7 protein-coding genes and 3 tRNA genes are annotated in these 13,966 nt (G+C 60.0%); 2 read left to right on the forward strand and 8 right to left on the reverse strand.

The genetic code is table 11. The features are described from left to right. Nucleotide 1 precedes the first annotated feature (1 nt). The 8 genes from DW189_RS05320 to DW189_RS05355 form a co-directional block, all read right to left on the reverse strand. A complete protein-coding gene (locus DW189_RS05320; protein ID WP_117507114.1) occupies nucleotides 2-1,867 on the reverse strand; it encodes an O-antigen ligase family protein in 1,866 nt (621 codons plus the stop codon). Continuing rightward, nucleotides 1,864-5,040, reverse strand: a complete 3,177-nt coding sequence (locus DW189_RS05325) for an efflux RND transporter permease subunit (RefSeq protein ID WP_117507115.1) — start codon at nucleotides 5,038-5,040, stop codon at nucleotides 1,864-1,866. The genes DW189_RS05320 and DW189_RS05325 overlap by 4 nt, the downstream gene beginning before the upstream one ends. After that, nucleotides 5,037-8,093, reverse strand: a complete 3,057-nt coding sequence (locus DW189_RS05330) for an efflux RND transporter permease subunit (RefSeq protein ID WP_117507116.1) — start codon at nucleotides 8,091-8,093, stop codon at nucleotides 5,037-5,039. Before DW189_RS05330 ends, DW189_RS05325 begins: the two co-directional genes overlap by 4 nt. Nucleotides 8,094-8,103: 10 nt before the next feature. Next, on the reverse strand, nucleotides 8,104-9,180 hold the full coding sequence (locus DW189_RS05335; protein WP_117507117.1) for an efflux RND transporter periplasmic adaptor subunit: 1,077 nt from the start codon (nucleotides 9,178-9,180) through the stop codon (nucleotides 8,104-8,106). Between the two features lie 8 nt (nucleotides 9,181-9,188). Beyond that, nucleotides 9,189-10,745 carry a TolC family protein gene (locus DW189_RS05340; RefSeq protein ID WP_117507118.1) on the reverse strand — a complete coding sequence of 519 codons (1,557 nt, stop codon included), beginning with the start codon at nucleotides 10,743-10,745 and terminating at the stop codon, nucleotides 9,189-9,191. 621 nt (nucleotides 10,746-11,366) lie between these two features. Beyond that, a tRNA-Val gene (locus DW189_RS05345) sits at nucleotides 11,367-11,444 on the reverse strand. A 48-nt stretch (nucleotides 11,445-11,492) separates the two neighbouring features. Beyond that, nucleotides 11,493-11,567, reverse strand: a tRNA-Val gene (locus DW189_RS05350). Between the two features lie 135 nt (nucleotides 11,568-11,702). Continuing rightward, nucleotides 11,703-11,776 (reverse strand) — tRNA-Asn (locus tag DW189_RS05355). A 125-nt stretch (nucleotides 11,777-11,901) separates the two neighbouring features. Here DW189_RS05355 and DW189_RS05360 point away from each other — a divergent pair. After that, entirely contained in the window at nucleotides 11,902-12,984 is a 1,083-nt protein-coding gene (locus tag DW189_RS05360) for a DUF1573 domain-containing protein (RefSeq protein WP_117507119.1), read from the forward strand. A gap of 50 nt (nucleotides 12,985-13,034) precedes the next feature. Beyond that, nucleotides 13,035-13,919 carry a sulfide/dihydroorotate dehydrogenase-like FAD/NAD-binding protein gene (locus DW189_RS05365; RefSeq protein ID WP_022331995.1) on the forward strand — a complete coding sequence of 295 codons (885 nt, stop codon included), beginning with the start codon at nucleotides 13,035-13,037 and terminating at the stop codon, nucleotides 13,917-13,919. The last annotated feature ends 47 nt before the right edge of the window (nucleotides 13,920-13,966 follow it).

Consider the following 13,966-nt stretch of genomic DNA (forward strand, 5'->3'; position numbering starts at 1 on the left):
ATTACTCCCGTATTTCGCCCGAAGGGGGCATTTCCAACAATTTGCGCAGTTCTGCCTGCATCTCCCGCGTCTGTACCGATTCGACCTTGGGCTTATGCGCAATGACCCGGCATGCCGTGGCGAACGCCTTTTCCGTCTGCCCATCCGCAAGGTAGAGTTTCGCAAGCAGGTAAAGCGGGTAAACCCGATCCGGGATCATACGGTGCGCATGGAGATAGGCCAGCTCGGCAGCCGCGACATCCCCCAACATTTCGTAATTTCGCCCCGCGATATTCCAGAACATCGGGTCGCTGCTGATCCGCATCCCCTCGCGCAGGATTTCATTGCTTTGCCGGTAGCTGCCCGTTTTGTGCAGCGCATAGCCGTAGTCGTATAAAAACCGAAAGTCGCCCTGCAGAGCGTCGTGGTAACGGGGCCCGTCTTCGACCAGGTAGTCGTACCGTCCGGAATTCGGCCAGATGCGTACCTCGCTCCATTGCCGCCGGGCTTCCACACGACGAGCATAGCGGCTGCACAATCCCGTCCAGCATACGAGACATCCCGCAAGTGCCAGCAACACGACGACATGCCCCCGCCCGGGGATCGGGACAACCCGTTTCGAGCACGTCCCGGCAAGCAATACGACGAACAGCAGCCGCAATGGCAACACGCCCCACGGATAGGAGAAGCAGGCGAAAACTGCCACTGCCAGCAGCCCGTAACCGAAGGGCGCCCCGCGCCTGAGCTGGCTCACGATTGCGCTTCCCGTTATCAGCAACAGCAAGACAAGACCTCCCGCCCCCGTTTCAGCGCCTGTTTGCAGGAATTCGTTGAATCCCGCCTCGGGGCATCCGGCGACCTGGGTTTCGGCTTTCGGACGCTCTTCCGAGGCGAAGTAACGTGCTTGTTCTTCGCCGAACGCGCCTGCGAAATTTCCGATCCCGGCCCCGCAGAGCGGATGGCGGAGCATGATCTGCGTGTCGATCTTCCACATCAGCAGGCGTCCCTCGGCCGAAGGGCGCTTGATATGGTATGCCCCGGCCCCGACGCCCGCGAGGAGCAGCACAGCCAGCCCCGAAAGTACCCCCACGCGCAACGGATGCGCACGGTAAACGTACCGGAAGCGTCCCCGGACATTCCACACGCGGAATGCCAAGGCCCCGCAGCCCACGGCGGCGGCGACCAGCGCGGCCCTGCTCATCGACGCCGGAAGGACGACGACCGTCATCAGCGCCGCAACCCAGCCGAGCAGGTAAGGCGCCACGCCCCACAGCAGGACTCCGGCACGCAGGCGCCGCAGCGAGCCCCACGTTCGCAACGCCCGTTCGGCAAACCGGTATCTGGCGACACAGGCCGCGGCACACACGAATACGGGGGCGATGAACCCCGCATACGGGCCCGGGTTGAAAAGCGTGCCGGTTATTCTGAACAGCCCGTGGTTGGACTGCGCGAACCCGTAGATCTGACGGATGCCGACCCATGCTTCATAAATGCCCAGTACGCATAAAAGCATGAGCAGGAGTGTCATTGTCCGCCGCTCGGCCGTAAAGATGATCCGCAAGGCGGCGTAGAGCATCGCGGCCTGCAGCAACTCGTCATACCTGACCGCCGAAGCCAACCCGGGCCACAGGAACCTGCCTGCCGTAACCCAGCCCAGGAACAAGATCGCATACATATCCGTACGGTTCACATACAGGCGGGGCAGGTAGCACAGATAGTAACAGGCCGCCAGGGCTGTCAGGGCCGCGGTCGCCCGTAGCGACAGGAGGACATTCCCCTGCAACTCCTGCACGGGCATGTCGAGCGCAGGAACCAGCAGGAACCAGGCGGCGACCACGAACAGAAACGCCAGCGGATAACGCAGGAGCGGATGTGGGCACCGCGTCATGGCAGGTTGCAGGTTTTACGCCGCATCGGCAGGAAAACCGGCAGATAGACGACCAGGGCCACGATCGAGAACAACGTCCCGCTGATGGCGGCCATGGCGAATGCGAACCAGAAAACCTCCTCCGGGCCGTCGTACAGGAACGGCACCAGGCCCAGCACGGTCGACAGGATGGTGAGCATGATGGGAATGATCTTGTGGTTATACGCCTTCAGGTAGAGCCGGATCCCATGCTGGTGCGAAACATCGGCCCAGTTGTTCTGCTCGTTGATCAGGTAGATGCCGGCGTTGACCACAATACCGCACAGCAGGACGAAAGCGGCGAACCCGCCCTGGTCGAAGACGAAATCCGACCAGCCGAACGTGAGGAACACCCCGATGAACGAGACGGGGATCATCAGGATGATGACGACGGGTTTGCGCAGGGATTCGAAGATGACGGCGCACATGGTATATATTATCGCGACGACCAGCAGTATGAGCCACACCTGCAGTTGTTTCTCCTCCTGCCAGAACCCGGACGACGGCGAATCGACCCGAAAACCGATGGGCAGAATCTCCTCGTTGAATTGCTTGACGGTACGTTCGATCAGCCGCCTCCCAAGTTCGTACGACCCGATGAAATCGTACCCGACCAATATCTGATACGACTGCCTGTCGCGGCTGATGGAGACGCCCGTGCGCTGTTTTTCGATGGATCCGACCGCCGCGAGTTTCGTCTGCCGCGAGTCGATGCGTACCTGGGCATTGGCCACATGCCAGCGGTCGAAACGGTCGCGGTCACCCGATTCGAGCACGACCTGCTGGAGTTCCTCGCCATTGTAAACCGGCGACAGCCGCGATCTGAAAAGCATCGTACTGAGCATCCCGTAATAATCGGCCACGTCGAGCCCCGCGGCGGCGATTCGTTCGTCGTCGTAGCGGATGTTGAATTCGTTGTGGGGCAGCGACCATGCGTTGCCGTCCATGATCTCGGGATTGGAGACGCGGCGGTTCCGGGACAGGGTATCGATCAGCGCGTCGGCATAGGCCGAGAGCTGGTCGTAATTGTAGCCTTTGAGCCGGAACTGGTTCGAACGGTAGTTGTTGACGACGTTGTTGTTGAACGTGTTGTCGTCGATGCCCCGGATGTACCAGGTCGCGCCGCCGAAGTTGATCGCCGCGGAGGTAAGCTCCTGTTTGAGCATCGCCGGGAACGGGCCGTATTCGAATTCGGGTTTGAACGTGATCTCGATCTGTGCGTTATCGTAGGAGGTGATGCGCGTGCGGAACATGTCGACCTGATCGAAACGGCTGATGTAGTTTTCCATATGCCGCACGACCTCGTTGAGCTGCTGGACGGTACACCCTTCGGCCATTCCCGCGCTGACATAGAGGCGTTTCTGCTCCGGCGTGCGGAAATTATCGTACCGGTTGGTCGCGGTGCGGAACAGGTGCAGCGACGACCCGAAGACTTTGTCGATCACGGGACGGTGTTCGGAAACGGCCTGGCTCCCCATGATGCCGTTGTAGGCTTCGGCCCATACGGAGAGCTCCCTGTCCTTGCTTTCGGCGATCTTGTCGGGCAGCAGGAACGTCGGGATGCCGAACCCCCATACCAGCGCCACAACGAAGATCCAGCGGTGCCTGCGTCCCCAGGCGATAAACCACCCGTACCCGCGTGAAAACCGCACGACGAGCCTCCGGCGGCGCACGGACGCACCCGTCATGCTGCGCCCCAGCGGAAACTTATCGAGCAACGACGGGATGAACAGCAGCGCGACGAGCAGGGATACGACCAGGTTGACGACGATCACCAGTGAAAAATCGGTCAGGTTGGCCTGCTGCTCCTCGGGCAGCAGCCATACGATTCCCAACGCGCCGATCGTCGTCAGCAGCGCCCCGAGGATGGAAACGAATATCCGCCGGTCGCGGTAGTAGCTGTAATGATCGACCATGATGATCGACGTGTCGATGATGATCCCCAGCGAGACCGTGATCCCGGCGAGCGTATAAATATGGATATCCAGCCGGAGCAGGTTGTAAAAGACCACGGCGACCAGGATATTGACCACGAGCGTCGCCATGATGATCAGCAGATAGCGGAAATCCCGGCTGACCAGATAGACGAACAACAGCAGGATGGCGACGCAGAGCAGCGCGCGGACGTAGATTTTATGCAGTTCCCCCGAGACGTACTGCGAAGCGTCGTAGGTCAGCGTCGCGGACAGTTCGGCCGGGAAGGAGGCTTGAAGGCGCTGCATCTCCGCCTTGACCGAAGAGGCGACCTTCAGGATATTCGTGTGCGGATCGCCGACCACCGAGAGGTTGATCGTATTGAGGCCGTTGATGCGGAAATAGCTCGTCGGGAGCGCTTCGCGCCAGCGCGCCGTGGCGAAATCGCGCAGGTAGTAGATGCGGCCGTTGCGGCGCGCGACGGGAATCTCCCCGAAATCGAGCCCGGCACGGTTGCGGAGCTTCAGCACGATGCTCCGCTCGCTGCCGTCGGCTTGCGGGAGCGCCGTCATACCGATCACGTCGCTGCGGAAATAATTCTGGAATGCCAGGGCAAGATCCGAGGCCGTGATCCCGGCGGCCTCCATTGCCTTGGGGAGGAACGTGACGACCCATTCGAAGGGGGTGACACCCGACAGCACGACCCGCCCGACCCCCTCGACCTGCGACAGCGGGGTCGAGACGTGGGCCGTCACATACTCTTCAATGCGTTCGGAGGGCAGGTCGGCCTTGATCGTATAGACCAGCGTCTCGGATTCGCGGCTGCCGGAGGTGGCGAGCGAAATATAGGGATAGGAAATTTCCTGCGGCAACTTGCCATAGAGATTCCGGATCGCCGACGCGACTTCGAAACGGGCGGCTTCCATGTCCGTTCCCTTACGGAATGCGACCGAGATATTGCCGTAGCCCTTGGCCGAGCGGGAGGAGACGTTCTCGCACCCCGCGACGGTCGACATGGCGCCTTCGATACGCGAGGTGGCGCTCTGCTCGATCAGGCGCGCCGAGGCGTCCGGCCAGGAGAAATAGATGTCGATCCTTCGCCCGGCCTCCGACGGCGTATACTGGATATTGAGCATGGGCAGCATGGCCGCCCCGATGACCGCCAGCGCCGCCATGATCAGCAGCACCGAAAATGCGGGGATGCCCCTCCGCGACGGGGGTATGGGTCGCGGGACGTTCATCGGCGGGGTCGGTAAATCTCGTAATAAGCCAGCGGGATGAAGAATACGCTCACCAGCGTACCCACAATCATTCCGCTGATGATGGTCAGCGACATCGGGAGCTGCAGGTCGGAGCCCATGTCGCCGTGCGACAGGAACGGCGCTACGGCCAGGATCGTCGTGAGCGAGGTCATGACGATGGCTTTCAGGCGCCTCCGCCCGGCCTCCATGATGGCATGCTTGAGCCCCATGCCCTCCCGCCGCAGCGTATTGATCGTGTCGATCTTGAGAATCGAGTCGTTGATCACGATGCCGCAAACCACGATCAGTCCGATCATCGACATCAGGTTCAGCGTCTGCCCGAATGCCCAGAGGACGACGAGTGCCCCGAAGAGGTCGATGACGATCTCCGAGAGGATGATCCATGGCTGGACGAGCGATTCGAATTGTGCGGCCAGGATGAAGAACAGCAGCAGCAGGGCGACGGCAAGCACCCCGGCGAGCTGCCCCACCATGCCGCGGTTCGAAAAATAGCTGCCGCTGAAGCTCACCTCGAAATGCCCGTCCTCCGCCACACAGCCCCGGATCGTGCCGATGACGGCCGGGACATCCTTGGCCCGGGGCGCGAGGTCGAGCGGGTAATAGTTACCCTCGGCCCCGGCCACGACATGTTTCAGGTCGCGGGTCATTGTCTGGCGCATCAGGATGCCGACCGGGATTTCAGCCTCGGGGGTATGGATGAACGTATTGCCGAGCAGATCGTCCAGGCTGCGCAAGTCGTTGCCGATCACGACCGGCAACGATTCGTCGCCCGTGGTAACCGAGAAAAGCGTATTCTCGTTGAGCGCATTGCGCAGCGCGGCTATGAGGTCGTTGTAGGTCACGCCGTACAACGCCATCCGGTCGGGCTGTGCGATGTAGAGAATGTCCTCCTGCATGGCGACCGGCGGGATTTCCTGCCCCGGCAGCGCATCCCGTATGCGGCCGAGCAGCCGTTGCAACTGTTCCGGGTCGGCACTGCGCCCGGTCGTCGAACGCAGGCGTGCGGTGAGCACGGCTTCCCGCTCGGCGAAGATCATGTCGAATACGTTGCCCGAAACGCCGAACGAACAGCGGGCCGCAGGGGCGTTCGCCGCCAGATAGCCGCGGATGGCATCCTGAACGGGTGCCACGTCGTCCGGTTCATGGCACTTGAGGTAAACCGTGGCCTCGGCTACCCCGTTCTCCTCGGTATGCGAAAGGACGAACTGCTGGACGCCCGCCATGACCGTGGATTGAAGGATGCGATCCCCCAGCGAGGCGACGAGGTTTTCCGTCCTGCGGGCGTTCTCCTCGGCCGAGATGCGGTCGTTCCAATCGATGCGGACTAACATGTCGCTGTAAGTCATCGCCGGCAGCCGTTCCTTGTCGATCACCCAAAAGAGTCCCGCCAGCCCCAGTACCGCGACGACATAAATGCCCCACATCAGCCCGCGACGGCGGAAAAACCATTTCAGGATGACGTCGTACCTGTCGATGATCCGGTCGAAGGAGAAGAACGCGAGCCACGGCGTAGGCCGGAAGGCCTGCTGCCGGCTGTACCACCAGCGGTAATAAACCGGCAACAGTGTGACGGAGACCCCGTAGGCGACGAACAGCGTGATGGCTACGGCCATCGCCTGGTCGTAGAAGAGCGCCCCCGCCATGCCGTTGAGGAAGATCAGCGGGACGAATACCGCGCAGGTCGTCAGCACGGACGACAGCATGGGAACCATGACTTCCTTGGTGCCCTGCGTGACGGCACCGGCCAGCTGCTCCCCGCGTATCCAGCGGGCCGTGATGTTGTCGATGACGATGATCGAATTGTCGACCATCATACCGATGCCCAGCACCAGTCCCGACAGGGAGATGATGTTGATCGAGATATGCAGCAGGTAGAAAACCAGGATCGAGATAATCAGCGTCACGGGAATGGTCAGGATCACCAGCATCGGCGACTTCATGTCGCGCATGAAAAAGAAGATGATGACGCAGGCCAGCAATGCCCCCGTGATGATGTTGTTCACCAGATTCGAGATCGAATAATCGAGCAGTTCGGTCTGGTCGCGCGTGACGGTGAATTCCACGTCCGGATAGTCGTAACGGAACTGCCGGAGTTGCTTGTCGAGCTCGTCCTTGAGCTTCGACATCCGGGCGTCCGCCTGCTTGACGACCGCCAGCGACACGGCGTTGCGGCCGTCCGAAAACACCATGCCCTGCCGTTTGCGGGGATGCTCGACGACCGCAGCCAGTTCCTTGAGGCGGAACAACCGGCCGTTGATTTTCAGAAAAATATCCTCTATATCCTTCCTTCCGTTTATCGCCGACCGGAATTTCACGTTGTACTGGTATTCCCCGTCCCGGATGGCAAGGCTCCCCAGGGTTACGTTCGCCCGGCGCAACGCCCCTTCGACGGCGGCGATGGTGATGCCCGCCTGGCGGAGTTTCGCCTCGTCGGGAATAACCAGCAGCTCCGGGGCAACGGTGCCGCTCAGGTCGACCATAGCCACCTCGGGCAACTGCTCGATGCGCTTGGTGATGACCTGCGAAGCAAAACGGCTCAGCGCCGCGAACCGGTCGGATACGGGATGCCGTTCGTCCCGGTGCCCGGCCGGTTGATCCCCCCGTACGGTGAGGTTGATATAGAAGGCCGGGATGTCGGTGACGCTCGCCTTGATTACCTTCGGGCGCTCCACGTCGCGGGGCAGGGAGGTCGTCGAACGGTCGATCTTCTCGTTCACTTCGATGAACAGGTAGTCGATGTCCGAGCCCTGCTCGAAGGTCAGGCGGATAATGCCGTTTCCTTCGCGGGCCTCGCTGCGCAGATCGGTCAACTGCGACAACTGGATGAGTTGTTGCCGCAGCGGGGTGATGACGGTTTCATCCAGCTGCCGGGCCGAAAGCCCCTGTGCGGGGATCTGCACCGTGATATACGGCGCGTCGACGTCCGGCACGAGCGACACAGGCAGCAGGCGGCTGCTGACAATGCCCAGAATGAGCAGGACGACGGCGATCATCGTCACGGCGATAGGCCGGTCGAGAAGTTTGCGTAACATGGGTGCGGTGTTATTGTTCCCTGCCGAGCGAGACCTCCGAGCCTTCGGCCAGATTCAGGTTCCCCGAGACGATCACCAGGTCGCCGGGGTTGAGCTCCGCCCCGCGATCCAGATTCGCTTCGACCACATACTCCCGGCTGTTGGCCAGCGAAGTATGTACGTAAGTCCATTGCGCCCGGCCGTCTTTGTAGCGGAAGAGTACCTCGAGATTGTCGCGGATGACCACCGCGCTCTTCGGCACGACCAGTTGCCCGGGCACCTTTTGCCGCACGGCCACCCGGACGTTCATCCCGTCGGCCAGCGTGCCGTCGTTGACGACCTCGGCATCGACCTGCACCTGTCCGTGCACATCGACCGAAGGGTTGATCGCCGTAATGCGTCCTTTCACCTCCTTGCGCAGGTCGGCGAACGGGCTGACGCCGATCTCCTGCCCCGGGCTGAGCAGCCCGTATTCGGATTCGAGGACAGAGAAGCGGACGTTCAGCCGGCTGTCGTCCAACAGGGTGCAGAATTCGCCTTTCGATTTCTCATAGACCTGTTGTTCCACATCGGCGACCTTTCCCGCAAAGGGAGCCCGCAGGGTACAGTGAGCCAGGCTGCGGCGGGCGCTGAGCAGCGATGCCGTGGCATCGGCATACCCCGAGCGGATGCGTGCCAGCTGCATGACCCCGGCCGGAGGGGTGACCGTGTCGCCGGCCTGATACCCCTGTCCGACCAATACGTCGTAAAACCCCAGCCGCGCCTTGTCCAATGCCAGCTGCGCCTTGTGCAGCTGAAGGGCGTAGTCGCTCGTATCGATGCGGGCGATCGGCTCCCCGGCGCCTACGCGGGATCCGTTCTTCGCATCGATCGCCGCGATTGTCCCCGAAACCTCGAAGGAGAGCGTGCTGCGCTTCGAGGCTGCCAGCCGTCCGTTGCTGATCAGCTCCCGCATGAAGTCGCGCCTTTGCAGCGTATCCACCGTGACTTCGTTGCGTTCGATGCGGTGCTGCATGCGATCCTGTGCCGCATCCGTCTTTTCGTTCTTCGTTTTGCCGCAGCCCGCAAGGAGCACCGCACAAAGCAAATAGGGGTAGTATTGTTTCATGGCAAGGGTTATTCTTCGATGAGGCGGTCGAACTCGACGCTGATATCGGTGTGGGAAATGAAGTCGTAGAGGGTTTTGCGGCGCAGCGAGTAGTAGTAGTTCCAGAAATCGGCCAGCGCCGACACGTAGGTCTGGCTGGCCTGGTCTTTTTCGGTCTGCGCCGTATTCATGTACGTAACCGACACCGTGCCCCGCCGGAAATTCTCCATCGCCATGGCATAGCGGCTTTCAGCGACCTCCCGTGCCCGGGCGGCCACGATGCATTGGTTCCGCTGGTTGTGGAATTGTTCGATGAGCGTATAGATTGTGTGCCGGTAATCGGTTTCGTCCTGCTCGATCTGGTTGCGCACCATGTCGGCCCTCGCCTTGGCCATGCGGACACGGCCCTTGCCCATGCCCCAGTCGAAAAGCGGGATGGAAAACTGAAGTCCGATGACCTCCTGGTCGAGCAGGTTCGAATAGGCCGTCCGGAACTCTTCGCCGGTTTGGGACAACCCGAACCGGGCATTTATCGTGGCCGTAGCGCCCCGTTCGGCCTTGGCCCGGGCGATGCCTGCCTCGGCGTTGAGCGCTCGCAGTTGGTTGCCGGCATTGAACGACGAGTTTTCCAGCGCCTTGTCCAGTACGGTCACATAGTCGATCTCGATGGCGGGGATTTGCTCGTCGAGCACCGGGTCTATATCGACGTTCTCGCTGTAACGCAGGTAAGAGTTGAACCTCATGCGCTGCTCGCGGACTGCCAGTGCCGTGTCGTTGATCGCCAGGCTGTCGTTGAGCATGCGCAGTTGCAACTGGAGCAGCTCGTCGTTGGTGATGCTCCCCAGTTTGAGCCGTTCTTCGGCTATGGAATAGAGGGATTTGGTATTGCCGTAGTTCTTGACGGCGATGGTATGCCTGGTTTTGCTCAGCAGCAAGCTGAAATAGTAGCTCACGGCCTGCACCGTAATGTCCTCCATGGCTTCGATGTAGGTGCGTTTGGCCAGTTCGTACTCTTTCGGGGCGATCTTCTTATTCCATTTGAAGCTGTTGTAGGCAAAGAGAGGCTGGGTGTAGGAAAGCGTGATGGGCTGTGAATAATAGGATTTAGACTCCTTGGGGGCGAACTGGTCGAGGCGGTTGAGCGACGAGTAAAGCCTGAGGGTGCCGCCCGTCAGGGTGATATTCTGCTGGATGGCAAGCCCCAGTGTGTTTTGCAGGTTGTAGTTCTCCAGATAACGCATCTCTCCGGTGTCGTAATCCTGCAACAGGCGCAGCGAACGGTCGAAACTCAGCACCTCGCCGCTCAGGTTGAGCGACGGAAGCCGGCTCGCCTGGTAGGAGCGGAACGACCAGTACGAGGAGAGAAACGTATATTTGGCGACCATCGCGGCGATCGAATGGTTTTGCGCCGAATAGATCGCCTTGTCGAGCGTCAGGCGGAGCTGAATCTGAGTCCGGCTCGCAACCCTCTCCCGAACCGAATCCGGCGGCAAGGGCAGGGCTGCCCCGGATTGCGCCGGGGAAGAGATCGCGATACCTGCACAAACGATAAATATCAACGTACTTCGTACCGATATGAATTTCATAGGCTATTACAGTGAGATCGTGACGCAATCGGGTATATTACACAATACTATTATAAATCAGGAACCATCCACTCGCCATAAAAACATTCCGGGCCGCTGCAATCGCACGACAACCGATCGACGGCAAACGAACCCGGATTTATTAAGTACTATGTATTATTCCGCATATAAATTTAAATCAAAAAAATGAGATTTGCAACTATGCCGGAATAAAAGTTCGGGAAGGAGATAGATCGGGTTGTTTTAGGCGTCTCGAATGGCATAAGGCACCGGAGCCCGCTCGGTACAGCGCCTTTGCCATCTTTTCTGCCTCATAAACCCCGGAATAGCTATTTTCCCGGGACAACCCGAGGAAAACAGATCGCCCCTTCCCGCCTCACCGATTTCCATTTTCCAAGACGGCTTCGCCATCCACAACCAACGCATTGACCACCGAGTCATCAACGGATCTGCTCCGTTTGCAAGCATTTTTGACTTGCAGCACAGAATGCGCACAGTTGTCGCCAAGTAGTTTCCCGGTTTGACTTCCGGCTTAACCCGGCAGCTGAAAAACGCTGAAATACACGAGAATAGCACACATAAAAAAAGACAGCTGCATTTCTGCAACTGTCTGATTTTCATTGGTGGGAACATGCGGATTTGAACCGCAGACCTCCTGCTTGTCGAGCAGGCGCTCTAAACCAACTGAGCTATGCTCCCGGAACAAAAAAACCACTTGCATTACTGTAAGTGGCTGATTTTCAGTTGTGGGAGCTGAGGGATTCGAACCCCCGACCCTCTGCTTGTAAGGCAGACGCTCTGAACCAGCTGAGCTAAGCTCCCGTAGTGAATGGCTTGGGACTGCAAAGGTAATTCAAAATACATGAACTCCAAATTTTTCATCGAAATTTTTCATTCTTTTTATCACCTACCCTGCAGGCGTTTCTGAAAGAACCTTACGCAACCCTCGCGCATCTGCGCCTGAACAAGGACTTGAACCTAGGACCCCATGATTAACAGTCATGTGCTCTAACCAACTGAGCTATTCAGGCATTCGGAAATCGGTTTTTCAACCGTTTCGGAGTGCAAATATATAGCAAAATTTCATTCCCGCAAAATTATTGCACGATTTTTTCTCAAAAAATGTACCTTTGCATCATAGACACCAATCAGCACCATGACGGCACGACGACATATCCTCCTCACACTCTTGGCTCTTTGCGCTTTCGCAACGGCGGCGCAGGCACAACTGGTCTTTACCCCCGACACCTGGGATTTCGGCACGATCCGCGAGACCGACGGCCGCGTGAGCCATACCTTCACGGGCGAGAACCGCAGCAATACGCCCGTGGTGATCCTCGACGTGGTCACCACCTGCGGCTGCACGGTACCCCAATTCACCAAGCGTCCGATCCGCCCCGGCGAGAAAACCACCGTCAAGGTGACATTCGACCCGGCCAACCGCCCCGGCGCCTTCACCAAGGAACTGGGCGTCTACTCCTCCGAGCGGAAAAAGGTCGCCACGCTCACCATCCGGGGCAATGTCACGCCGCGCATGAAATCCACCGAGGAGCTCTACCCGGTCGATGCGGGCGGAGGGCTGCGGCTCTCCACGACCCTCAACGCCTTCTCCTACATCCGCCCCGGGCAACAGGTACAGTCCGCCATCGGCTATGCGAACACCTCGGGCAAAACCATCCGGCTCGAACTGCGCCCGCTGGAATCGAGCGGGCTGCTGACGGTGACCGCCCCGCGCGAGATCGCACCGGGCGAACAGGGATCGATCAACGTTGCCTACCTCATCCCCGAGGCCGATCCCCGCTACGGCACGCTGCGCGACGCCCTCGAGGTGCGCGTCGACGGCCGCACCAACGGCACGGCAATCGTCACCCACGGCATCGGCATCGACCGGACGCCAACAGGCGCCGAAGGACAAAACGCCCCGAAAGCACAGATAATCGAAAATATTATTAAATTTGGCCCGGTAAAGCATGGTGCCCCCAGGCAGGAACGCACCTTTACGCTCTCGAATACGGGCAGTGCCGAACTGGTCGTGCGCGCCGTCGAAACCAACGGCAGGATCGCCACGACGCTCGTCCCCGGACAACGCATCCCGGCGGGCAGTTCCTTCACGGCGAGGGTGTCCGTCGACCCGGGCGAACAGGATTTCGGCGTGCTGACCGATTTCGTGATGATCGTCACCAACGACCCGCTGCGCCCGATGCGGCGGCTGAGGGTGACGGCCATCATCGAAGAATAACGACAAAATGCGGCTCCCGCCCGATGGCAGCGGCCGGAAAAAATATAGTAATGTACCCGATACTTGAAAAAAGACTCCTCGCCGAGGGCATCTGGCTGATGCAAGTCCTCGCACCGCGCGTCGCACATTCGGCGCAACCCGGGCAGTTCGTCATCGTCCGCGTCGACGAACACGGCGAACGCATCCCGCTCACGATCTCGGACTTCGACCCCGCGCAGGGCAGCGTCACCATCGTGACGCAGGCCATCGGCGCCTCGACACGCAAAATATGCTCGCTGGATGCGGGCGATGCCTTCGCCGATTTCGCAGGCCCGCTGGGACACCCCTCGGAATTCGTAACGATGCAGCCCGGCGAGCTCCGCAGGCGGCACTACCTCTTCGTAGCGGGCGGCGTGGGCACCGCCCCGGTCTACCCCCAGGTCAAATGGCTCCGCGAGCACGGCGTCGCGGCCGATGTCATCATCGGCGCCAAGACCCGCGACATGCTCATCTATACCAACGCCATGCGTGCCGTAGCCGAAAACCTCTACATCGCCACCGACGACGGTTCGGAAGGGTTCAAGGGGCTCGTCACGCAGGTCGTCGAGGAGCTGGTCGAAAAACAGGGCCGGCATTACGACGAATGTGTCGCCATCGGGCCCATGGTCATGATGAAATTCGTGGCGCTCACCACGAAAAAATACGGGCTCAGGACAACCGTGTCGCTCAACGCGCTGATGGTCGACGGCACGGGCATGTGCGGCGCCTGCCGCGTGACGGTCGGCGGCAGGACGCGTTTCACCTGCGTCGAAGGCCCCGAGTTCGACGGCCACGAGGTCGATTTCGACGAAGCCATGCGCCGGCAGGGCATGTACCGCACGCAGGAACAGCGCGCCGCGGCCATCGAGGCCGAACGCGCCGCCGGGCACCAATGTAAAATAGGACTGGATAAATAGACATTGTCCGGGACGCACACCCCGGAAATCCCCAAAGTATACACGAC

It is taken from the genome of Alistipes sp. AM16-43 (assembly GCF_003435745.1).
Taxonomy (GTDB): Bacteria; Bacteroidota; Bacteroidia; order Bacteroidales; family Rikenellaceae; genus Alistipes; species Alistipes onderdonkii.

Coding starts and splice junctions, on each gene's coding strand:
- DW189_RS05320 (WP_117507114.1), bottom strand. CDS start 1,867: ATGACGCGGTGCCCACATCCGCTCCTGCGTTATCCGCTGGCGTTTCTG.
- DW189_RS05365 (WP_022331995.1), top strand. CDS start 13,035: ATGTACCCGATACTTGAAAAAAGACTCCTCGCCGAGGGCATCTGGCTG.
- DW189_RS05360 (WP_117507119.1), top strand. CDS start 11,902: ATGACGGCACGACGACATATCCTCCTCACACTCTTGGCTCTTTGCGCT.
- DW189_RS05335 (WP_117507117.1), bottom strand. CDS start 9,180: ATGAAACAATACTACCCCTATTTGCTTTGTGCGGTGCTCCTTGCGGGC.
- DW189_RS05340 (WP_117507118.1), bottom strand. CDS start 10,745: ATGAAATTCATATCGGTACGAAGTACGTTGATATTTATCGTTTGTGCA.
- DW189_RS05330 (WP_117507116.1), bottom strand. CDS start 8,093: ATGTTACGCAAACTTCTCGACCGGCCTATCGCCGTGACGATGATCGCC.
- DW189_RS05325 (WP_117507115.1), bottom strand. CDS start 5,040: ATGAACGTCCCGCGACCCATACCCCCGTCGCGGAGGGGCATCCCCGCA.